The organism is Mesorhizobium sp. B3-1-8 (genome assembly GCF_006439495.1).
GTDB lineage: Bacteria > Pseudomonadota > Alphaproteobacteria > Rhizobiales > Rhizobiaceae > Mesorhizobium.
This window is the reverse complement of sequence record NZ_VFTK01000061.1, coordinates 1-23,839: the sequence shown is the minus strand read 5'-3', so window position 1 is coordinate 23,839 and position 23,839 is coordinate 1. Positions and strand designations below refer to the sequence as shown.

Annotated in this window: 9 protein-coding genes; 3 read left to right on the top strand and 6 right to left on the bottom strand. The window is 64.7% G+C overall.

Features of this window, described 5'->3' with window-relative positions; all coding sequences use genetic code 11:
• Nucleotides 1-194 precede the first annotated feature (194 nt).
• The 6 genes from FJ424_RS32215 to FJ424_RS32190 form a co-directional block, all read right to left on the bottom strand.
• Entirely contained in the window at nt 195-2,528 is a 2,334-nt protein-coding gene (locus FJ424_RS32215; protein ID WP_140659814.1) for an ABC transporter ATP-binding protein, read from the bottom strand.
• A gap of 50 nt (nt 2,529-2,578) precedes the next feature.
• On the bottom strand, nt 2,579-3,736 hold the full coding sequence (locus FJ424_RS32210; RefSeq protein WP_140646108.1) for an ABC transporter permease: 1,158 nt from the start codon (nt 3,734-3,736) through the stop codon (nt 2,579-2,581).
• A 12-nt stretch (nt 3,737-3,748) separates the two neighbouring features.
• Nucleotides 3,749-4,783, bottom strand: a complete 1,035-nt coding sequence (locus FJ424_RS32205) for an ABC transporter permease (RefSeq protein WP_140646109.1) — start codon at nt 4,781-4,783, stop codon at nt 3,749-3,751.
• Nucleotides 4,784-4,932: 149 nt separating this feature from the next.
• Nucleotides 4,933-6,591, bottom strand: a complete 1,659-nt coding sequence (locus FJ424_RS32200; RefSeq protein ID WP_140659815.1) for an ABC transporter substrate-binding protein — start codon at nt 6,589-6,591, stop codon at nt 4,933-4,935.
• A 277-nt stretch (nt 6,592-6,868) separates the two neighbouring features.
• Nucleotides 6,869-12,922: a translocation/assembly module TamB domain-containing protein gene (locus tag FJ424_RS32195; protein ID WP_140659816.1), complete on the bottom strand. Its 6,054-nt coding sequence runs from the start codon at nt 12,920-12,922 to the stop codon at nt 6,869-6,871.
• A 2-nt stretch (nt 12,923-12,924) separates the two neighbouring features.
• Nucleotides 12,925-14,853 (bottom strand): autotransporter assembly complex family protein, encoded by a 1,929-nt coding sequence (locus tag FJ424_RS32190; RefSeq protein WP_140659817.1) that lies wholly within the window; start codon nt 14,851-14,853, stop codon nt 12,925-12,927.
• Nucleotides 14,854-15,130: 277 nt separating this feature from the next.
• Here FJ424_RS32190 and FJ424_RS32185 point away from each other — a divergent pair, with 277 nt between their 5' ends.
• The 3 genes from FJ424_RS32185 to FJ424_RS32175 all read left to right on the top strand — a co-directional run bounded on the left by FJ424_RS32185 (nt 15,131) and on the right by FJ424_RS32175 (nt 23,766).
• On the top strand, nt 15,131-20,611 hold the full coding sequence (locus FJ424_RS32185; RefSeq protein WP_140659818.1) for an alpha-2-macroglobulin family protein: 5,481 nt from the start codon (nt 15,131-15,133) through the stop codon (nt 20,609-20,611).
• Nucleotides 20,612-20,720: 109 nt separating this feature from the next.
• Nucleotides 20,721-22,826, top strand: coding sequence for a penicillin-binding protein 1C (pbpC, locus tag FJ424_RS32180; protein WP_181182263.1), 2,106 nt, complete (start codon nt 20,721-20,723; stop codon nt 22,824-22,826).
• A 226-nt stretch (nt 22,827-23,052) separates the two neighbouring features.
• Nucleotides 23,053-23,766, top strand: a complete 714-nt coding sequence (locus tag FJ424_RS32175; RefSeq protein WP_246677415.1) for a M15 family metallopeptidase — start codon at nt 23,053-23,055, stop codon at nt 23,764-23,766.
• The last annotated feature ends 73 nt before the right edge of the window (nt 23,767-23,839 follow it).

Below are 23,839 nucleotides of genomic sequence, written 5' to 3'. Positions count from 1 at the left end.
ACCAGAGCTTCTCCGCCTTCGTCCATCTCGCCGCCGCCATCATAAGCTCCAGATGAATATCAACAGGCCTTAGAGCAATTCCAGGAAAAGTGTGAGCGGTTGGGCTGGGCGACTTCGCCGCAGCCTGCCGTCCGGAATTGCGTCAAAACAAAGAGATAGGGCGTTTCGCCATTTCCATGAAACGGTGAAACGCACTAGTGACGCCTTGTCGTGTCCTTCGGCTTTGAAACACCGGTTTCCGATGTCTCGTCGCGGACTTCGTGACGACGGGCTCGCAAGACGGCGTCATTCTCCTCGATGGCCTCTCCGGTCGCATCGGCTTCGGCACTGGCCTTCTTGCCCCGTGGACGCTTCGGCGGCGAACCCGCAAATCCCGGGCCTTCGCCGTGCGGCGCATCTTCGGGCACGCCCTCATGCGCGGCATGCTCCTTGTCGAACTTGATGACCGGCTCCATCTTCGCCAGCACGTCGTCGGCAAGCCAGCACAGGCTCATATGGCCGTCGCCGAGATTCTTCACCGGCGGCACCTTGGTCTCGCACAGATTGTCCGGCACCAGTTTCTTGTAGCCGCAACGCGTCTGGAACGGGCAGCCGGTCGGCGGGTTCATCGCCGACGGGATGTCGCCTTCGAGCACGATGTGCTTCTTGACCACGCTCGTGTCGGCGATCGGGATCGCCGACAGCAGCGCCTCGGTATAGGGGTGGTAAGGCGGCGAGAAGATCTGGTCGGTCGTCCCTTGCTCGACGATATAGCCGAGATACATGACGACGACGCGGTCGGCGATGTAGCGCACCACCGACAGATCGTGGCTGATGAACAGCATCGTCGTCTTGTTCTTGCGCTGGATATCCATCAGCAGTTCGGTCACCGCCGCCTGCACCGAGACATCGAGCGCCGAAACTGGCTCGTCGGCCACCACCACCTTGGCGTCGCCGGCAAAGGCGCGCGCGACGCCGATGCGCTGCTTCTGGCCGCCCGACAGCTGGCGTGGCTTGCGGGTCTCGAAGGCGCGCGGCAGCTTCACCAGGTCGAGCAGCTCCAGCATGCGCTGGCGCCGCTCGGCGACATTCTTGCCGACCTTGAACTTCTCCAGCGTGCGGATGATCTGCGAGCCGACGCTGTGGCTGGGGTTCAGCGTGTCGAACGGATTCTGGAACACCATCTGGATCGAAGACACGGTCTCGACATTGCGGCTCTCGATGCCGGTCGACTGGATCTCCTTGTTGCCCAGCGTCACCGTGCCGGAGCTTGCGGTCTCCAGTCCCAGAAGCACCTTGGCGAGTGTCGACTTGCCGCAGCCGGATTCGCCGACGATCGCAACCGTCTCGGATTCGCGCGCGGTGAACGAGATCGTCTCGTTGGCCTTGACGACGCGGCCTTCGCTGGAGCCGAACACCTCGCTGCCGCCAACCCTGTAGTATTTCTTGAGATCGTCGATCTTGAGCACCGGCGCGCCGGGCTCGACCTTTTCGTTGACCTTCTTGGCGCCGGGCGGCAGCGCCTCCCAGTCGATCTCGTTGAACCGCACGCAGCGCGAGAAATGGCCCTCATGGCCGTCGACTGGGATCATCGGGATTTCCGCGGCGTTGCAGACGCCCTCGACGAAATGGTGGCAGCGCGGCCCGAAATTGCAGCCCTTCGGCCGCTCGTGCGGCAGCGGCAACTGGCCGGGAATGGAGATCAGCGGCCGTGAGTTCTTGTCGGCGCCTGGCAGCGGGATCGAGCGGAACAACCCTTGCGTATAGGGATGGCGCATCCGGTCGAACACATCCTCGATCTTGCCGGTCTCGACCGCCTCGCCGGAATACATCACCGTGATCTTGTCGCAGGTCTCGAGGATGAGACCGAGATTGTGCGACACGAAGATCATCGAGGTGCCGAACTTCTCGCCCAGCCCCTTGACCAGTTCGACGATGCCGGCCTCGACGGTGACGTCGAGCGCCGTCGTCGGCTCGTCGAGCAGCAAGAGCGCCGGCTTGGACAGCAGCGCCATGGCGATGACGATGCGCTGCTGCTGGCCGCCCGACAGCTGGTGCGGATAGGAGCGCATCATGCGCTCGGGATCGGGCAGCCTCACTGCCCGCACCATCTCCAGCGCGCGATTATGCGCCTCTTCCTTCGACACCTTGTCGTGGATCAGCGGCACTTCCATCAGCTGCTGGCCGATTTTCATCGCCGGATTGAGACTCGCCATCGGCTCCTGGTAGATCATGGCGATCTTGTTGCCGCGGATGGAGCGTAGCTCCTCCTCGGAGAGCTCGCCCATGTCCTTGCCCTGGAACTTGATCTTGCCGCCGACGATCTTTCCGATGTTGGAAAGGTCGCGCATGATGCCGAGCGACACGGTCGACTTGCCGCAGCCGGATTCGCCGACGATGCCCATCGCCTCGCCGGGCATCACCGTGCAGGAAAAATCCATCACGGCCGGGATCTCGCCCTTGCGGGTGAAGAAGGAGATCGAGAGGTTCTCGATCTCGATGATCGGCCCCTTGGTCGGCTTGCCTGGATCTCGAACTGCCTCGTTCATGGGTCGCTCCAATCCTTGGTTCTTGGAAGATGGGGCCGAAAGCCCCGCCATCAATCCTTCATCGACTGTTCACGCAGCGAATCCGCCAACAGGTTCAGCCCCAGCACGAACGACATCAATGCGATCGTCGGCGGCAGCGCCGGGTGGATGAAGGAACGCAAGAGGCGGCTGGCGTCCTTGATCGCGGTGCCCCAGTCGGGGCTCTCCGGCGCCAGGCCCAGGCCGAAATAGCCGAGCGTTCCGAGCAGGATCGTCGTGTAGCCGATACGCAGGCAGGCATCGACGATCAGCGGACCGCGCGCGTTGGGCAGGATCTCCCACAGCATGATGTACCAGGGCGATTCACCGCGCGTCTGCGCCGCCGCAACATAGTCGCGCGTCTTGATGTCCATGGTCAGACCGCGCACGATGCGGAACACGCCGGGGCTGGAAGCGAACACCACCGCCACGAAGATGTTGAGCTGGTTCGGATCGATGTGGACGATATGGAACGGATCCTTGTCGAAGACGAGGCCCGCATAGATCCAGCCGCCGACCACCAGCGTGATGCCAAGCAGGATATAGAGCCGATCCGGCCGGTTTTTGAACCGCGTCCAAAACAGGACGCTGAAGAAGATGATCGGGAACAGGAAGAACAATCCCGCCATCGCATAGGGGATCGGCGTGTCCATGATGCCCGGCGTCACCAGCAGGTAGAACAAGAGGATGACCGGGAAGGCCAGCACCAGATTGGCAAGGAACGACAGCAGCGTGTCGATCTTGCCGCCATAGTAGCCGGCCGGCAGGCCGAGCGTGATGCCGACCATCAGCGCGAAGCCGGTGGCGGCCGGCGCGATGATCAGCACGATCTGGCTGCCATAGACCATGCGCGAGAACACGTCGCGGGCAAGCTTGTCGCCACCGAAATAATAGACGAGCTTCGATGCCGGCTCGATCGCGCCGGGCAGCGTGTCCTTCATCACCGAGATCTGCGCCAACGGGTCGAAGGGCGAGATGGTCGAGGCGAAGATCGCCGTGAACAGCCAGAACAGGCAGATGAAGACGCCGGCGATGCCGACGCCGCTGTCGAAAAGCTGGCCGTAGAGGCCGAGTCGCTTCTTGTAGGTAAAGCTGGCGCCCATCACCAGGATGAGCCCGACCCACACCGGCCAGAACCGCCAGAGCACGCCGATAACCACGTCGAAGGCGCTGATATATTCGGTTTGCATCGGCCCCTGCCCCTACTGAACCCTGATACGCGGATTGAGAAACGCGTAGCCGACATCGGAAATGAGCTGCGTGATCAGCACGATGAACACCGAGACCAGCGAGCAGCCGAGCAGCAGATCGATGTCGTTGTTGCCGGCGGCTTCGACCAGCGTGTAGCCAAAGCCCTGGTAGCGGAACATCACCTCGACGATGACGACGCCGGTGAGCAGCCACGGGAACTGCAGCATGATGACGGTGAAGGGTGCGATCAACGCGTTGCGCAACGCATGCTTGATGACCACGCTGCTGAAGGACAGGCCCTTCAGCCGGGCGGTGCGGATATATTGCTGCGTCATCACCTCGACCATCGAGGCGCGTGTCATGCGCGCGATATAGCCGATGCCGTAGATCGCCAGCGTGATCACCGGCAGCGTGAAATTGTAGAAGGTGATGCCTTGGCTGGCGGATGCAGCCGAACCGTTCAGCCAGCCGAGCCAGGAGGCGAAGATGACGGTGAAGATGACGCCCGACACATATTCGGGCGTCGCCGTCGAGGCGATCGAGGCCACGGACAGCACACGGTCGGTGCGCGAGCCTTCGCGCATGCCGGCGAGAATGCCGATCAGCAGCGAGATCGGCACCATCACCGCCAGCACCCAGAACATCAGCAATCCGGTGGCGCCGAGGGCCGGGAAAAGCTTGGCCCCGACCGTCGTCTTGAACTTGGTCGAGCAACCGAAATCGCCCTGCAGAACGCCGGAGAATGTCGGTTCGATCGGGTCGTTGCAGAAGGAGAAGCGTTGGGTCGTCTTGCCGGTCGCCGGATCGGTGATCGGATGCTTCGGCAGGACGCCCAGCCACTGGCCGTAGCGCACGAAGAAATTCTGCCGGTAGCCATGGTTGACCAGCCAGCTTTCAAGCTGGTCGGCGGGCGTGTGCATCTCGGTCTGGCTGATCGCCAGTTTCTTGAGATTGGGCTCGAGATTGACGAGAAAGAACACGACCAGCGTCAGGCACAGCATCGTGAGCAGTATGGTGCCGATGCGTCTGGCGATGAATGAGAACATGCGCGCCCCCTGCCGGCCGGGTTGGGGTCAGATAGGCTCAACCCTGTTTCGAAAAGCGGATGAGGCCCCGCCACCGCCGCAGGATATGCAGCCGCGACGAAGCTTGAGATACGAGGGGCCGCGGCCCCTCGTATTCATCAAGCCATGGATCACGCCTGGTCGAGCCAGACCTTGCCGAAGTCGTGCTCGTAGGTGGGGTGCATCGAGTGGTTCTTCACCTCGGGCTTTATGTTGATGTAGAGCTTGCGCCAGTAAGGTTGGATGATGATGCCGGAATCCTGCAGCGTCTGCTCGATGTCCTTCATCACAACCTTGCGCTTCTCCGCATCGGCGATGCCGAGCGCCTCGTTCACCTTCTTGTCGAAGTCCGGGTTGGCGTAAGCGGTCTCGTTCCAGGCTTCGCCGGAGCGGTAGGCGATGGCGATGACCTGGATGCCCAGCGGACGCATGTTCCAGTTGGTTTCCGAGAACGGATACTTCGTCCAGTCGTTCCAGAAGGTCGAGCTCGGCAGCACGGTGCGCTTCACCTTGATGCCGGCCTCGCGCAGTTGGGCCGCGATCGCGTCCGTGGTGTTCTTGTGGTAGTCCTCGTCGTTGCTGATCAGCTCGTGCTCGAAATCGATCGCGCCGGCTTCCGTCAGCATCTGCTTGGCCTTGGCGATGTCGCGCTTGACCTCCGGCAGCTTGACATACTCCGGATGGATCGGCGCGACATGGTGGTTTTCGGCCGGCGTGCCGGCATTGCCATAGCCGAGCTGCAGCACGGTGGCATTGTCGACGGCAAGCAACATCGCCTGACGAACCTTCTGGTCGTCATAGGGCTTCTTGGTGACGTTGAAGCGAGACACAACCGTGGCTGCCGTCACGACTTCCGAAACCGGCGCGCCGACATCCGCGATGATCTTGATGTAGTCGGCGGTGGTTTCGTGGTTGGTCTGGACTTCGCCCGACTCGAAAGCCGAGACGGTCGCCGCCGGATCGGTGCCGTAATCGATGAACTCGACGCCGTCGAGGAAGGCCTCGCCCTGCCACCACTTGCCGGTCTCGCGGCGCTTGTAGACCACCTTCTGGCCGACGTCGTAGGAGACCAGCTCGAACGGACCGGTGCCGATCGGGCAGTTCTTGAAGTTGGCGCCCTTCTCGTCGAAGGTCTTGTGCACGACCAGCGCCGGGTAGTCGCACAGATTCGGGATGATGGCGATGTCGGGCTTGGACAGCTTGAGCTTGACCGTCATGTCGTCGACCTTGACGACGGAGCCGTCGCGCAGCTTCTTGGTCGTGTCGTCGACGAGGCTGCCGAGGCGGCCAGGCATCGAATTGCCTTCCGCGCCCTTATCGGCCCAGCGGGTGAAATTGTAGATCACGTCGTCGGCGGTGAACTTGTCGCCATTGTTCCACTCGACGCCCGGCCGCACATGCAGCGTATATTCTGTGGCGTCGTCATTGATGTCCCAGCTCGCCAGCAGGTACGGCGCGAAGGTGTATTCCTTGGTGTATTTCACCAGCGGCTCGAGCGCCTGGCGCTCGGCATTGGAGATTTCGGACCAGTCGGCCGTGCGCGGATCCTTCGGATCCTTGATCGACATCGCGACCTTGATCACGCCGCCCTTCTTGCCCTGCACGTCCTCGGCCCGGGCCGGGGTAGGCGCGGCGAGGCCGAGCATGCCATAGGCCATTGCCGTCGATGCGCCGAAGACGCTTGCCAAAGCCAGAAACTCGCGGCGGTCCACGCCGCCCGATTTGGCGTCTTCGGCCATTTTCAGGATGTGATCCGGAACACGGTCACCATTGCTCTTGTAGATTGCCATGACTTACTCCCATTGTTGGCTTTCCGCCTTGTAACATTCCGCATCCAAGCCGTGATGTCAAAACACGGTGTGAAGTGGGAACATGTTAGGGAATGTGCATCTTTGGTTGCAATACGGTTCGCGCGATAGCGACAGTCTTGACGCAAATTTGTTAGCGCGAGGCGGATTTTCCCAAAATTCGTCGCGGGCGATTAAATCAATACATTTTATGAGGATTAGGGGCTCTGTGGCCGTGGCGAGCGGCCGCTTCGACTGGCCTTGGAAGGGCCGCGCAGCCTCAATATTCGCGTTCGTAGAAGACGCCGCCCTTTGCTTCGCCGGCGTCATTGGCCTCGCCGCGCAGCTTCACGCCGCGGCCGACATTGAGGTCGATCGTGGCCTTGCCGGAGCCAGGTTTGTCGCCCTTCTGTATGGTCACATAGGTGCGGTCGTTGAGGTACTTGCCGGCCGAAACCGCGGTGCCGCCCTTCTCGTCCGTCGTCACGTCGAGATCGTCGACACCGATGGCGCTCTGCAGGTTCTCGAGCAGCGACGTCGATCCGCCGACGCCAGCCAGCTGCGCGGCGGCGCTCGCAAGCTGCGCGATCTGCAGCGGCGACAGTTTGGACATGGATTGGCCAAAGATGAGCTGCGCCATCACCTCGTCCTGGGGCAGCGCCGGCACGGAGGAGAAGGTGAACTTCGGATTGGTCGCCTCGCCCGACACGAGGATCGTGACCGTGGCGCTGCTCGTCGTCGTGGTCGCCGTCATGTTGAGATAGGGCACCAGCGACCCCTGGAACCCGATCGTGCCCTCGGTGAAGGTCAGCCGCTTGGAGAGGATAATCAGCCGTCCGCGCTGCAGGGTGAAAGTGCCTACCGCCTGCGGCGCCGAGGCAGGGCCCGTCAACTTCAGCGAGCCGCCGAGTTCGGCATCGACGCCCCTGCCCTGAATGAAGATCTGGTTCGGCGCGTTGACCGTCACGTCGAGCGTCAGGCCGCTGCCGCCGTTGCTGCTGCCGCTGGACGTCGCCGGACGCAGCGCCTTGTCCTGCGCCCGCACCGAAGCCGGCGCGTTCTTGTGCTTGACATCCAGCGCCGAAAGCGAGCCCGGCAGCTTTTCCGGGACGGTGATGACCGTCCTCGCCAGGTTGATCGTGCCGGCGATCACCGGCGCCGAGACGAGCGGGCCCTTGACGGTCAGGTCGCCGCCGAGATTGGCGGTCACCACCCGGCCGTCGGTGTAGCGGCCGTCGGTAAGCTTGACCGACAGATCGGCCGGAAAACCTTGCGCCGGCGTGATGCCCACCGTGCCGCTCGCCGACAGGTTGCCGCGCGTCGACAGCTTTCCGGTCAAGCGGTTGATCCTGGCGACGCCGCCGCCAATCGCGACGTCGGCGGCGATATCGTTGACCGCCAGGCCGGAGCGGGCATCGATAAGGCGCGAGCCGGATGTCGTGACTTTGCCGCTGATCACCGGCGCGGATGCAGGGCCACGCACCTGCACATCGACATTGGCGGTGCCGTTGAGCGCCAGACCTTGAGCGGCGAGCTTGGCGGCAAGGAAGGAAAAAGGCACCTTGCCGTTGAAGTCGAGCGCCAAGGTGGGCGTGCCTGCCGTCGCAACCGTGCCGCCACCCTTAAGGCCGAGGCCGGCGCCGTCGCTGATGTTGGCGTCGAAGGCGAGCTTGTTGCCGGCGAAGGTTCCCGACGACGACACATTCATGCCGCCGAGGCCGGCGCTGCGTGTCTGCGAGGTCTGCACGCCGGAAGCATCGATGTTGAAGGCGACCGAGGGGGTCGAAGGCTGGCCGGTGACCTTGACCGTGCCCGAGATCGAGCCGGCCGCGTCGAGACCCGGCGAAAAACTGTTGGCGAGCGAGATCGGCACCCTCGCCAGGTTGGCGTTGATGTCGAGTGCCTGCGCGACCTTGCCCGTCACCGTCGCCGTGCCGCCGCCGAGATTGAGCACCAGCCGGTCGAGCGTCGTCACGCCGTTGGCGACAGTGATCGTCGAGGCCTGCGCGATCGCGGCCTTGATGCCCTGCACGGTCGCCTGGCCAGAGGCGAGCTCGACGGTCGTCGTGCCGTTGGCGACCTTCACGCGGCCGGCGGCTTTGGCCGGGATGTTCTTGACGGTGGCGCCACCCGAGAAGCCGGTCCAGTCGCCGTCGCGCTTGAGATCGACATCGATGCCGGTGATGGCGGTGCCGCCGGACGTCACGCTTTCGGCGCGCACCGTGCCGGCAATGACGGGTGCTGCCATATAGTTCGCGATCTGCGCGTCGATGGCGACATTCCTGGCCGAGAGATCGCCGCGCTTGATCTCCGAGGTGTTCGCCTTGACCGCGACGTTGGGTCCGTTAGCCGCCTTGGTGAAAGCGATCGTGCCACGCACATTGCCCTCGGCCTTTTCCAGGGCCAGCGCGGCGAGCGGCCCGATATCGGGCAGGTCGAGCGAAACGGTTCCGACCGGCACGAAGGCATCGTCGAGGGTGAGGTCGCCGGAGATCTTGTTCGGACCGAGCGACAGCAGAAGCCCGTTGATCGCGCGGCTGCCATTGGTCGTGGCGAGCACCGCGCTGCCCTCGAGGTTTTGTCCGGCGACGTTGCCGGTGAGCTGTACATTGGCCGCCGGATTGGCGGCGTCGGCCTTGCCGGTGGCCGTCAGCTTCAACCCGGTGATCTCGCGCGCCGCCACCGAAAGCCGGTCGCTGCTTACCGTCATCGACAGGTCGGGCGCGGTGACCGGACCTTGCGCATTGAGCGCAAAGGCAATGGCGCCCTTGGCGTCTTTCGAGAGCCCTGAAACGCCATTCAACGCGCCTCTGATCTCGGCTGCCAGCTTGCTGTCGGCAAGGCTCGCCTGGCCATCGGCGGTGAGCGCGCCCGAATTCAGCTTCAGCCCGTCGATATTGACATTGCCACTGGCATCGCGCTTCAGCGAAGCGCTCAACGCAGCGCTCTCACCAAGCATGCCGCGCACCGCCGCCGGCAGGGCCGAAGAAGCGACATCGGCCTTCAGATTGAGGTCGACCGAACCGTCACCCAGCGATATCCGGCCCGCGACCTGGCTGTTGAGCGCGTCGCTTTTCAAGGAGCCGCTGTTGACGGCGACGGCATCGGTCGTCAAGCGGCCATTGACCTTGGCCGTGACCTTGCCGGCGATCAGCGGCGCGATCAACTGATTGTCGAGGCCGATCCTGTCCACCGATACCGTGCCGGAGACCGGACCTGCCCGCCCCTTGAGGTCGAAGGCATCCGAATGCAGCGCCAGGGTGAGACCGTCCACCTTCGCCTGGCTGGCGGCAATGGAAGGCAGGATCGCGGACACATCGAGCCGCGCCTGCGTGCTTTCGCCCGCCATCTTTGCCGACAAGGACTGGACGGCGATCTTGACCGGGCTTTGGGCGCTGCCGACGGTCAACGGCAGGCTGGCTCCGGATGAGGTAAGATCGAGAGAGAAATCGCTGGCGCCGTTCGGGTTGAGAGTGCCGGCGGCCTTGCCTGAAATCCCTTCGCCCGAAAGCGTGGCGTGGTCCAGGGCGACGCCGCCCGCCAGCGTGTAGGTACCGGCAGCGTCCAGATCCAGCGGCCCGAGCCCCGCCTGCCTGGTCTGGCTGGTCTCGGCGCCCGCCAACTTCGCGTCGAACTGAATGTCGGGATTGGACGATGGACCCGTGACGTGTGCCGTGCCTTCCAGCGTTCCGGCCCCGTCGAGGCCGGGCACGAAATCGTTGGCGAGTGCCAGCGGGAGGTTGGCGAGATTGGCCGTCAGGTCCAGTGCCTGACCGGCGCTGCCGGAAACCGTCGCCGAGCCGCCGCCGAGATTGAGCGCGAGCTTCTCGATGGCGGTCACGCCATTGGCGATGGAGAGGCTGGAAGGCTCGGCTATTGCCGCCTTGATGCCACGCACCGTCGCCTCTCCGGAGGCGATTTCCACGCTTGTCGTGCCGTTGGCGATCTTCACGCGCCCGGTGGCGGTGGCCGGAATGCCGGACGCCGTCGCGCCTCCGGTAAAGTTCGTCCAGTCGCCGTCGCGCTTCAAATCGATGCCGATGCCGCTGATGACCGTGCTGCCGGAACTGACGCTGTCGGCCTTGATGGTGCCCGAGATCGCCGGCCCCTTGAGGTAGTTGGCGATCAGCGCGTCGACGGTGATCGTCTTTGCCGCCAGCTCGCCGCGCGCGATCGACGTGCTGGCCGCATTGATGGTGACGGTCGGGGCCTCGCCCTCCTTGGCAAAGGCGATCGTGCCGTTGATGTCGCCGGTCGCGGTCTGATTTGCCAGGGCGGCAAGCGGCCCGATGTCGGGCACGGCAAGCTTCAATGTGCCGAGCGGCAGGAACTTGTCGTCGAGCGCGAGATCGCCCGAAACCTTGTTGTCGCCGAGCGCCAGGCTCAGCCCCTTGATCGAGCGCTTGCCGTCGGCGGTCACCAGCGAGGCCTCGATATCCAGCGCCTGGCCGTCGGCGTTGCCGGTCAGCGAGATGTCGGCCGACGGATTGGCGATGTCGGCCTTGCCTTTGGCCGAGAGCTTGATGTCCTTCACCGTCCGGCCGGCCGCCGTCAGGCTGGGGCTGTCGGCTGAAACGGAGAAATCCGGCGCCCAACGCGGGCCGCTCGTGCTCAGCGCGAAATTGACCCCGCCGGCAAGCGGCGTGCCGGCGAGCGACGACAGCGGCGAGACGTCGCCCAACGTGCCCTTGACGCTGGCCTGGATGTCCGAGCCCTGCATGCTGCCGGTGCCGCTGGCGCTGAGCGAGCCGGAGCTGATCTCCAGCGAGTTGGCGGCGAACGCGCCTTGCGGATCGCGCGTGGCGGTGGCCGAGAATTTCACCCGTTCGCCAAGCAGCGAGCTGATCTGCGGCGGCAACGCCTTCGAGACGGCGTCGGCATTCATCTTCAGCGTCATCGACAGGTCGGCCAAAGCCACATTTGCGGTCAGCCCGGCATTGAGCGCATCGCTGCGCAAGGTGCCTTTCTCGATGGTCACGGTCTCGCGGCTGATCGTGCCGGAAAGATCCGCGGCGAGCTTGCCGGTCACCAGCGGCGCCAGCGTCGCCACATCCGTCTTTAGGCCGGCGGCCGCGAGCTTGATGTTGACCGGGCCGCTGCGGTTCCCGATATCGAAGCCGTCGGAATGGATCTCGCCCGTAATATTGTTGAGCTGGGTCCCGCCGACGGCCACCGAGGTAAGCGACGTGCCGATATCGACCATCGGCGCCTTGCCGTCGCCAAAGGCGCGCACCGTTGCCTTTTCGACGGCGACCAGGATCGGTGCAGCGCTGTTGCCGACATCGACAGTGACCGGCTTGTCCTTGGCGGAGAGCTCGACGGCGAGGTCGCTGGCGCCCTTCGGATCGACATTGCCGGTCGCGGCGCCGTGCACAGCATCGCTCTCTATGGTCGCGCGCTCGATATCGACCCCGCCCGACGTGGTCGCTGTTCCGGCGAGGTCGAAGCTCGTCTTGCCGGCAAAAAGCGCCTTTATCTTCTCCGGCAGGAAGCCTTCGAACTGGCCGTCGCCCTTGGCCTCGATGCGGTGGCCCTTGTCGGTGAGTTGGTGCCGGCCGGTCAACTGGCTGACGATCCGTCCGTCGACCATGAAGGTGCCGACGCCGCTCCAGTTGGCTAAAGGCCCGCTGCCGGAAACCACGATGTTGATGGGCGGCGCATCCGGCAGCTTGAGCAAATTGGCGATGATGCCGCCCGCCGGCTCCGAAGCCTTGAGATCGAGGTCGAGCTTGTTGTCGGCCGGCGCAAAATGGATCTTGGCGTCGACATTGCCCTCTCTGCCGTCGTGACGGCTCACGTTCAGCACGCTCTCGATCGCCAGTGGCGATGGATCCGCCTTGAGCGAGCCCTTGGCGGCCAGCTCGGCGATGCCGCTGCCGGCAAGCTCCTGGCCAAGCGCGATCTCCGGCAGGTCGATCTGCTTGACGTCGATCGAAACCGGCAGGCTCGTCGAGCCGCCCTGTGATGGCTGCTGGCTTGGCTGTGGCAGCCGCGCCAGTTCGATGCGCTCGGCGGCAAAGCGGTCGGCATTGAAATTCCAGGAGAGAAGCGCCGTCGGCGACCAGTCGAGCGCCAACTTGCGCGCCACCATCCAGGGCCCGGCGCGGTCTTCCAACACGACGTGGTCCACCCTGAGCGCGCCCGACCAGATGCCTTCGATGCCGCTGACCGTCACCTTGCGGTCCTCATTCGAAGCCATCTTCGATATCAAGCCGGCAAGATTCTGCCGGCCGCCTTCGGTGCCGGTCAGAACGACAAGCGCGCCGATCGCCACCACGAGCAGCACAAGCAGCGCGTAGAGGCAGATGCGGAGGATGCGCCAGACCATCTTCATCGTCAGAACGCCTGGCCGATGCCGGCATAGATGCCGAAATGCGGATCGCCCGGATCGCGGTTGAGCGGCACGGCAGCGTCGATGCGCAACGGCCCGAAGGGAGTAATATAGCGCAGGCCGACGCCGGCGCCGACCTTCACATTCGAGAAATCGGGGAAGGATTTGGTCGAGACCGTGCCGGCATCGACGAACGGGACAATGCCGATCGTGTCGGTGACGCCGATGCGCATCTCGACCGAGGTCTCGAAGAAGGAGAGACCGCCGATCGGCTGGCCGTCGATATCCTTCGGGCCGATGCCCTGGTAGGAATAGCCGCGCACCGAGCCGCCGCCGCCGGAATAGAAGCGCCGGTCGGCGGGCACGTTCTGCAGCCCGGTGCCGAGGATCGAGCCGAGCGTCGCGCGTTCGGCGAGCACGAACCTGCTTGCCGTGTCGAGCGACTGGTAGGTGTAGCCCTCGCCCTTCAGCTTCAGGAAGGTCGCGCCGTTCAATATGTCGTAGCTCGGCTCGGCATAGGCAAGGAAGCGGAACCCCCTGGTCGGGTTGAGCTTGTTGTCGCGGCTGTCATAGACATATTGCAGCGGCACGCTGGCGATCAGATAGGTATGTTTGCCGAAGGCGTCGGTGATCTTCGAATAATCGAGGTCGAATTCGGCCGAGACCCGCTGCTTCTTGTCGAGGTCGTAGGAAACGCCGACGTCGCCCTTGACCGAGAAATGATCATAGGCATCGGGGTGCTCGAACACCGTCTTGATGCCGGTGAAGAATTTCGACGTCGGCCCGAGCACGCCGGGCTTCTCGAACATGACGCCGGCATTGTAGTTGAGCGCGGAAATGCTGTTGCTGCCGATGCCGCTGATCGAGCCGTCGATACGTAGCTTCTCCGCCTGGCCGAACAGGTTGCGGTGTCCCCAATAGCCTTCGAGCCCGAGGCCTTCCGTGTTCGAGAACGTGCCGCCGATGCCGAAATAGCGTGGCTTGCGCTCGCTCACCTGGACATCGATCGGGATGTTGCCGTTGGCGTCGAGGTTGTCGCCTTCCTTGATTGTCACGCTGTTGAAGACTTCGAGCCCGAGCAGCCGGTCGCGGGCATCGTCGATCTCCTGCGGCGAATATTGCTGGCCTCGCTTCAACCCGGTCATGTATTCGGTGAAGTCGCGATCGACCTTTTCCGTGCCCTCGACCGTCGTATCGCCATAGCCGGCGACCGGACCGGCCGCCACCGTCAGCGTCACGTCCAGCGTCGAGCTGGCGTGCTCGGCGACGATCTCGCGGTCCGTCACCTTGGCAAGCGGCCTGCCCTCTTCCTTCAGCGCCCGCACGATCAGCGCTTCGGCCTTGAGCACCGCGCCGGAGCCGGCATCGCCGCCGGCAATCAGGCCGAAATCGGCTGCCGCCAATCCCGCCGCATCACCCTTCAGCCGGATGTTGCCCAACGTGAATTTCGCTCCGGGGGAAACCGTGACGACCACCGGAATGGGCTGCGGACCCTTGAACTCGGCATCCGGCGGCAACTCGTCGATCGACTTGCCGTCGATCGTGATGGTGACCACGCCCTCGTAGCGGGCATCGGCGTAGAGGGCGGCGACCAGTTGTTCGCGGTCGCCGCGCGCCTTGGCCATCAGGCCGAGCGATCCCGACACCGGATGGTCCTCGTCGTTTTTCAGCGCCGAGGCATTTTCGAGCTTCTTGACCAGATCCTTGTCGGCGTCAGTGGCATTGATCGTCACCGAGTAGCGCAGCGGATCGACGACATCGGCATCCTCGTCCTTGGACGAACCCCAAAGCTTGATGCCGAAAATCTCGAAAGCCGCCGCCTGCCGTACCTCCGCGGCCAGCATGGTCGAGCAGATGAGCGCGAAAAGCAGGGCGCGCGGAAGCCCGCCCCCTGGCGCGTACCCTCCTGACATCTGCGTTTCATGCGCCGGCATTAAGACAACCTAGTCGACAAAACTAAAATTGGAATGAAGTTCCGAAACGTTCGTAAAGGGGCCACAATCCAATTGTCTGAAATAGACCGGGCTTGGAATTCACACCTTTTGCGATTCCGCAAGAAAGTGTGATCCGTCTCACAGAGGTTCTGTCGAAATACCGGCCTTTGGCCGGCATGGAAACCGTTCGCGGGTGATAAACCTGCGGCGCTCCGGCGTTGACAAGCCTGCACTAAGCTTGATCATGCCCGGACGCTGGCGATGTCTGGAGGGTGGTATGGCAATGCGCGCGGCTCGTGGTCTCTCTTTCCTTCTTCTCATCTTTTTCGCCCTGGGCGGGGCGGCCCTTGCGGCCGAAGCCCGGCGAATCGTGACGACCGACAATTCCGACTATTTTGGCTTCGACCTGAGGTCGGAGCAGAATGTCAGCCTCGACCAGTGCAAGACCACGTGCCTCGGCGACCCGGCCTGCCGAGCCTTCACTTACAACACCAAGGCCAAATGGTGTTTTCTCAAATCCGACTATAACCAGTTGAAATCCTTCACCGGCGCCGTCGCCGGCAAGGTCGCGAATGTCGATGGCGACCCGGATATCGGCGCCCCGCCGGCCTTGGCCTTCTTCCCGAACTGGATGGCCGACCAGGCCCAGCAGTTCCGCAACCACCTGACCGATCCGGCCTATGACAAGCCGACCGAAGGGCTTGCTGCCCTGCAGGCGGCCGCCGAGCAGGCAGCACTTACCGGCGACCATCGCCTTGCCATGCAGAAATACCAGGCGGCCGTCTCCGTCCTGCCCGATGACGGCGCCCTGTGGCTGGCGCTGGCGCGCGAGATACTCGCCGTGGAGCCGGCCTCGAACACCACCGAACCCTCAACGTTCCCGATGAACGCCACCTCGGCGGCCTTCAACGCCTACAAGCTGGTGCGCACCGCAAAGACCCGCGCCGAGGCGCTGGCCCTGCTCGGCGCCGGCCTCGACAAGCGCGATCTGTACCGGCCGTCGCTGCAGGCCTATGAGGCGAGCCTTGCGCTGGTGAGTTCGCCCGCCGTCCAGGCCGACTATGCCGACCTCAAGGCGCGCAAGGGTTTTCGCGTCATCGAGCACACCGTCGATGCCGATTCCTCCTCGCCGCGCATCTGCGCCCAGTTTTCCGAGGAACTGGTCAAGACCGGCGTCGACTATGCGCAGTTCGTGACCGTCGACAACGCCGCGCCCAAGGCCGTCGAGGCCAAGGACAAGCAGATCTGCGTCGAAGGCCTGGAGCACGGCCAGCATTATGACGTAACCTTCCGCGCCGGCCTGCCGGCCGCGATCGGCGAGACAATCGCCGCGCCTGTCGTGCTGTCGATCTACGTCCAGGACCGCGCTCCCTCCGCCCGCTTCACCGGCGACAGCTTCGTGCTGCCGGCCGGCGCGCGCCGCGGCATTCCGGTCGTCACCGTCAACATGAACGCTGCCAAGATGACGCTCTACCGCATCGGCGATCGTTCGCTGGCGCAGCTTCTGTCCGGCTATCAGTTCCTGCATCAGCTCGACGGCTATGACATCTCCACCATTTCCGACCAGATGGGCGCGCCCGTCTGGTCGGGCACGCTCGATATCGCCAATGATCTCAACAAGGAGGTTACCACTTCGTTTCCGGTGGACGAGGCGATCCCGCAGCGCAAGCCCGGCGTCTATGTGCTGACCGCGCAGCCGGTCGACGACAAGAGCGACGATTACGGTTCACGCGCCACGCAGTGGTTCGTGGTCTCCGACATCGGCCTTTCCACCTATACCGGCCAGGACGGCCTCAACGTCTTTGCCCGTTCGCTGGGCTCGGCCAAGCCGATTTCCGGCGCCGAACTGACGTTGCTTGCCAAGAACAACGAGATACTCGGCACGGCGACCACCGATGCCGAGGGCCACGCCGTCTTCAATCCTGGCCTCACCCGCGGCGAAAACGGCATGGTGCCGGCCGTGCTGATGGCCAAGCAGGGCGACAACGACTTCGTCTTCCTCGACATGGGCAAGGCCGGCTTCGATCTTTCGGATCGCGGCGTCGAGGGGCGCGCCTCGCCAGGCGCGCTCGACGTCTATGCCTGGACGGAGCGCGGCATCTACCGCGCCGGCGAGGACGTTCACGTCGCCGCCCTTGCCCGCGACGGCGCCGCCAAGGCGGTCGAGAACCTGCCGCTGACCTTCATCTTCACGCGTCCCGATGGCGTCGAGAACCGCCGCGTCATCAGCAATGGCGAGTCCGCCGGCGGCCACGCCGTCGACCTGCCGCTCGAGGCCAACGCCATGCGCGGCACCTGGACGGTGTCGATCTACACCGATCCCAAGCAGGCGCCAGTCGCCAGCCAGATGTTCCTGGTCGAGGACTTCGTGCCGGATCGCATCGAATTCGACCTGACCGCCGACAAGAAGGAGATCGCCCAGGGCGAGACCGCCAACGCCACCGTCGATGGCCGCTTTCTTTACGGCGCGCCGGCCGCGGGCCTGGCGCTCGAAGGCGAGATGACTTTGTCGACCACGAGCAGCTGGGACAGCTTCAAGGACTTCACCTTCGGCCTGGCCGACGAGCAGTCGAGCGAGCCGACCGTGACGCCTCTCGCCAATCTTCCCGTGGTCGGCGACGACGGCAAGGCGACCTTCCCGGCCACCATCGACCAGTTGCCGTCGACCACCAAGCTGGTCAACGCCAAGGTCACCGTGCGGATGCGCGAGGCCGGCGGTCGCGCCGTCGAGCGCTCGCTCGACATCGGCGTACGTCCGCAGCGCGACGTCATCGGCATTCGCCCCGATTTCGCGGATGATGAAGTGCCGCAAGGCGGCACGGCGAAGTTCAGCATCATCGCCGTCGACCCGAACGGCAAGCGCGAGGACCTGAAGGGCGCGCAGTGGTCGCTGGTCAAGGTCGAGCGGAACTATCAATGGTACCGTTCCAACAATTCCTGGAACTACGAGGCGGTGAACCTCACCAAGGCCGTAGCCAACGGCGCGGTCGACCTGAAGGCCGATGGCGAGGCGACGGTATCGCTGCCCGTCGACTGGGGCCGTTACCGGCTCGAGGTCGAGACGGCCGATCCTGATGGTCCGGCGACCAGCTATGAGTTCGACGCCGGCTGGTACGTCGCCTCGACCACCACCGAGACGCCCGACGGCCTGGAGATCGCCCTCGACAAGGATACTTACGCCGCCGGCGAAGTCGCCAAGCTGAAGGTCTCGCCGCATTTTGCCGGCGAACTTCTGATCACCATCGGCGCCGAGAAGCTTTTGAAGACGGTCACGGCTTCGGTGCCGGCCGGCGGCAGCACCGTCGACATCCCGGTCGGCGACGACTGGGGCGCCGGCGCCTATGTCACGGCGACCTTGTTCCGGCCCGGCGACGCGCAGGAATCGCGCATGCCGGCCCGCGCCATCGGCATCCAATGGCTGTCGGTCGATCCGGGCTCGAAGAAGCTGGCGGTCAGCTTGACGCCGCCGGAAAAGACCTTGCCGCGCCAGCAGCTGTCGATCCCGGTCGCCGTCAACGGCGCCCAGGCCGGCACAAACGCCTATGTGATGGTGGCGGCCGTCGATGTCGGCATCCTCAACCTCACCAATTACAAGGCGCCCGACCCTGAGGACTGGTTCTTCGGCCAGCGCATGCTGGGGCTGGAGATCCGCGACCTCTACGGACGCCTGATCGATGGCTCGCTCGGCACCATGGGCAAGATACGCACCGGCGGCGACGGAGCGAACATGCAGGCGCAAGGCAGCCCGCCGACCGAAAAGCTGGTCGCCTTCTTCTCCGGCCCCGTCGAGCTCGATGCCAACGGCAATGCGCGCATCGACTTCGACATCCCGCAGTTCAACGGCACCGTGCGCGTCATGGCCGTCGCCTGGACGAAGGATGCGGTCGGCCATGCCCAGGCCGACGTCATCGTGCGCGATCCGGTGGTGATCACCGCCGGCCTGCCGCGCTTCTTGGCGCCGGGCGATGCGGCGACCATGCGCCTCGACATTGCCGACACCGATGGTCCGGCCGGCGACTATGCGCTGTCGGTCACCACGACCGGCGACCTTTCGACCGGCGACAAGCCGCTGCCCGAGAAGCTGACGCTCGCCCAGGGCAAGCGTCAGTCGCTCACCTTCCCGCTGGTCGCCAAGACCGCGGGCGACGCTTCCGTCACCGTCAAGCTCGCGCATGCCGGCGGCACTCAGGTCGAGCAGACGCTCTATCTGCCGGTGCGGCCGGCGCAGCTTCCGGTCACCAACCGCATGGTTGTCGACCTGAAGCCGCATGGCGGCTCGCTGCGGGTCGACAAGGAACTGCTTGCCGCAAGCGTGCTCGACGGCGCTTCGGTCAGCGTCGGCGTTTCGCAGTCGTCCGCGCTCGACGTGCCGTCGCTTCTGATGAGCCTCGACCGCTACCCCTATGGCTGCGCCGAGCAGACCACCAGCCGCGCGATGCCGCTGCTCTATGTCAACGACATGGCCAAGAGCATCGGCATGGAGAGCGATCCGGACCTGCACGGCCGCATCCAGGACGCGATCTACAAGGTCCTGTCCTATCAGGCGGCAAGCGGCAGCTTCGGCCTCTGGGGGCCGGGCTCCGGCGACCTGTGGCTCGACGCCTATGTCAGCGAGTTCCTGACCCGGGCGCGCGAGGAGAAATACGATGTGCCCGCGCTGGCGATGAACCAGGCGCTGAACAACCTGCAGAACTCGCTGGGCTACGACCAGGACGTCCAGGACAAGGGCAGCGAGATCGCCTATGCGCTCTACGTGCTCGCCCGCAACAAGAAGGCCTCGATCGGCGATCTGCGCTACTACGCCGACACGCAGCTCGAAGCCTTCTCCAGCCCGATGGCGGTCGCTCAACTGGCGGCGAGCCTCGCGCTCTACGGGGACACGCAGCGTTCGGAAGCCACCTTCCAGACGGCGCTGCGGCTGGCGCAATCGGAAACCGACTACGACTACTATCGCTCGGACTACGGCTCGCGGTTGCGCGATGGTGCTGCAATGCTGGCGCTGGCGGCGGAATCGAAGCCGGTGCCGAGCATCATGCCGCAGCTGATCAAGCTGGTGGGCGTGGCGCGCGCCGATGCCCGCTGGACGAGCACGCAGGACGAATCCTGGATGCTGCTCGCCGCGCGGGCGCTGAAGGAAGGCAATGATTCCATCATGCTTTCCGTCAACGGCGCGCCGCATTCGGGCGGTTATGCAGACCAGGTCGCTGGCAGCGACCTCGTCGACAGCCCCCTCACCATCGCCAACACCGGCGCGACGCCGCTGCAGGCGGTGGTCACCGCGGTCGCCGCGCCGGTCGAGCCGCTGCCGGCCGGCGGCGACGGCTTCACCATCGATCGCACCTACTACAAGCTCGACGGCACCGAGGCCAATGTCACGGAGGCCAGGCAGAACGAGCGCTATGTGGTCGTGCTCAAGGTCTACGAGCAGAACAAGTGGCCGTCGCGGCTCTTGATCACCGACCTGTTGCCGGCCGGCTTCGAGATCGACAATCCGAGCCTGGTTTCCAGCGCGCAATTGTCGAACTTCTCCTGGCTGGCGCAGACCGACGCCGCGCATCTGGAGTTCCGCGACGACCGCTTCGTCGCCGCCTTCAACCCGAACGAAGGCGACGGCGACCGCAACATCACGCTGGCCTATGTCGTGCGCGCCGTGACGCCGGGCACCTACGCCCATCCGGCGGCGACGGTGGAGGACATGTACCGGCCGCAATACTCGGCCCGCACCGCCACCGGGGTGATGGAGGTCAAGGCGGAATAGCGATGAAAAGGTCACCGATATCTCCCTTCACCCCGTCTCTGGGCGGGGTGAAGGTGCCGGTTCACCCTCCGAAGCTGCAGCGTCGCTGCTGCGAAGGACGGGCAGGCGGATGAGGGGCAGCACCGTGCTCTCCAGAAAAATCCTCAAACGAACCGCGATCGCAGGCCTTTGCCTCGCCATCTTCGCCGCGCTTTCGATCGCTGCGCTCTGGGAACTCGACCGCGCCTTCCCGCCGCCACTGCCGGCGAAGCTGACGGTTTCGACGGAGGTCCAGGATCGCGACGGCCAGTTGTTGCGCGCCTTCGCCACGCCGGACGGCTACTGGCGGCTCGAAACCCGCCTCGACCAGGTCGACCGGCAGTTCGTCGACATGCTGGTTACCTACGAAGACAAGCGCTTCTGGGATCATCGCGGCGTCGATCTGCTGGCGCTCTGCCGCGCAGCCGGCCAGCTCGTCACCAGCGGCCACATCGTCTCCGGCGGCTCGACCTTGTCGATGCAGCTTGCCCGGCTGATCGAGCCGCGCGACAGCCGCAGCCTCGGTTCCAAGCTCAAGCAGATGCTGCGCGCCATCCAGATCGAGCGGCGGCTGTCCAAGCAGGAAATCCTCGAACGCTACCTGACGCTGGCGCCCTATGGCGGCAACCTCGAGGGCGTGCGCGCCGCTTCGCTCGCCTATTTCGGCAAGGAGCCGAAGCGGCTCACCGTGTCGGAGGCTGCCCTTCTCGTGGCGCTGCCGCAATTGCCGGAAAGGCGCCGGCCCGACCGCAATCTCGACATTGCCCACGCCGCGCGCGACCGCGTGCTCACCCGCATGGTCTCGACCGGCGCGCTCGGCGAACGCGAAGCCGCGCGCGCCGCGCTGGACGATGTTTCCGGCCTGCGCCGCAAGCTACCGGCGCTGGCCGCGCATGCCTCCTATGCCATGCTGCCCAAGGCCGTGCCCGGCAAGCCGCTGCAGCTCACAATCCGCAAAAGCGTGCAGCAAGGGCTGGAACAGGTGGCAAGAGATGCCGCCAGGAAGCTCGGCCCGAAACTTTCCGTCGCCATGGTCATGGCCGATGCGCGCACTGGCGACATTCTCGGCGAGGTCGGCTCCGCGAATTTCTTCGATGCCAGCCGTTCCGGCTGGATCGACATGACCAAGGTGGTGCGCTCCCCTGGTTCGACGCTGAAGCCGTTCATATACGGGCTGGCCTTCGAGCAGGGGCTGGTGGCGCAGGAAACCATCATCGAGGACAGCCCGGCCGATTTCGGCGGCTACCGTCCGAAGAATTTCGACATGGGCTACCAGGGCGACGTCTCGATCCGCCAGGCGCTGCAATTGTCGCTCAACGTGCCGGCGATCCGCGTGCTCGACGCCGTCGGTCCGGCACGGCTCACGGCACGGTTCCGCCAGGCCGGCGTCAACCCGATTCTGCCGGTCGACGAGGCGCCGGGCCTGGCGATCGGGCTTGGCGGCGTCGGCGTGACCTTGCGCGACCTGGTGCAGCTCTATACCGGCCTCGCCAATGGCGGCAAGATGCATACGCTGCATGACGGCACCGAGCCGGCCGATGCCGAGCGCACCACCGCCACCATCCTCGACGACCAGGCCGCCTGGCAGATCAACGACATCCTGTCCGGCGTGAAGCCGCCGGAAGGCGCCATGCAGCGCGGCATCGCCTACAAGACCGGCACCTCCTACGGCTATCGCGACGCCTGGTCCGTCGGCTTCGACGGCCGCTACGTGCTGGGTGTGTGGGTTGGCCGCGCCGATGCCAGCCCCATCCCCGGCCTGTCGGGCTATGTCTCGGCAGCTCCGATCCTGTTCGAAGGCTTCGTCCGTTCCGGCCTTGCCAGCGTGCCGCTGCCAAGCCGGCCGCCGGGCGTCTTCAACCCCAAGCGCGAGGAACTGCCGGTGACGCTCGCCCGTTTCGGCCCCGGATCGGATGGGCTGGTGCAGGCCACCGCCACGGAACCGGCACCGACCATCATCTTCCCGCCCAATGGCGCGCGCGTCGACCTTGGCACGAATTCCGCCGATGCCACGCCGCTGGTGCTGAAACTGCAAGGCGGCCGCGCGCCGTTCCGCTGGCTCGCCAACGGCAAGCCGCTCGCCGGCATCGACCGCCGCCGCACCGCGACCTGGCTACCGGACGGCACCGGCTATTCGACGCTGACCGTGATCGACGCGGCCGGACGCGCGGCGAGCGTGAAGGTGTTCGTCGAATAAGATGCGGCAAGCGATTCAGGAGATTGAGTTTCTCCGCCTGATATTCGGCGCGAGGCACCCCCCTCTGGCCTGCCGGCCATCTTCCCCGCAAGGGGGGAGATTATTCGCTTCGCGGCCTTCGCCAATCTTTGACGATGGCAGGAGAAGCGCGGCGCCGAAACTGCCAATCTCCCCCCTCGCGGGGGAGATGCCCGGCAGGGCAGAGAGGGGGGCCTCGCGCCGACCTTTGTCGGGAGCATTCTTCGCAGCGCTTGCGCTAGCAATCGCGAGCCCTCCCTCGGCTTACGCCGACCCCCTGCCCGCCGGCTTCGTCAGGCTCGCCGATATCGACCCGACCATCCGCCAGGATGTCCGCTACGCCGGCCTTGAAAACTTCCTGCACCGCAAGGCCGACGGCTATGACGCGCCGGTCTGCGTCCTGACCGCACAAGCGGCCAAGGCGTTGTCGACCGTCCAGAAAGCAATAGCCGCCAAAGGCCTGACGCTGGTCGTCTTCGACTGCTACCGACCCGCGCGCGCCGTCGCCGACATGGGCAGATGGACAAGAGAGGGTGGCCGGCCCGATCCGCAATGGTATCCGACAGTCGAGCGCGGCGATCTCATCGCCAAAGGCTATATCGGCGAGTTCTCCAGCCATTCTCGAGGCTCGACGGTGGACCTTGCTATCGCCGAGGCCGTCAATAAAAGCGAAGTTCATCCGGCCTGCGGTGCGCCGGACGGCGGCACGCTCGATTTCGGCACCGGTTTCGATTGCTTTGACCCAAAGAGCGAGACCGCCAGCGCCTTGATCGGCGCCGAAGCCACCGCAAACCGCAAAACCCTGCTGACCGCCATGCGCGCCGCCGGCTTCCGCAACTATGCGCGCGAATGGTGGCACTTCACGCTGGCCAAAGAGCCGTTCCCAAAACAGCGTTTCGATTTTCCGGTGACCGCGAACTAAGACCTGTTGATATTCAGGATTCCACATCGGGCTTGATCATGATTCAAGCTTCGGATGGAACGATTCGTGCTGA

Coding starts and splice junctions, on each gene's coding strand:
- FJ424_RS32215 (WP_140659814.1), bottom strand. CDS start 2,528: ATGAACGAGGCAGTTCGAGATCCAGGCAAGCCGACCAAGGGGCCGATC.
- FJ424_RS32210 (WP_140646108.1), bottom strand. CDS start 3,736: ATGCAAACCGAATATATCAGCGCCTTCGACGTGGTTATCGGCGTGCTC.
- FJ424_RS32205 (WP_140646109.1), bottom strand. CDS start 4,783: ATGTTCTCATTCATCGCCAGACGCATCGGCACCATACTGCTCACGATG.
- FJ424_RS32200 (WP_140659815.1), bottom strand. CDS start 6,591: ATGGCAATCTACAAGAGCAATGGTGACCGTGTTCCGGATCACATCCTG.
- FJ424_RS32195 (WP_140659816.1), bottom strand. CDS start 12,922: ATGAAGATGGTCTGGCGCATCCTCCGCATCTGCCTCTACGCGCTGCTT.
- FJ424_RS32190 (WP_140659817.1), bottom strand. CDS start 14,853: ATGCCGGCGCATGAAACGCAGATGTCAGGAGGGTACGCGCCAGGGGGC.
- FJ424_RS32185 (WP_140659818.1), top strand. CDS start 15,131: ATGGCAATGCGCGCGGCTCGTGGTCTCTCTTTCCTTCTTCTCATCTTT.
- pbpC (WP_181182263.1), top strand. CDS start 20,721: ATGAGGGGCAGCACCGTGCTCTCCAGAAAAATCCTCAAACGAACCGCG.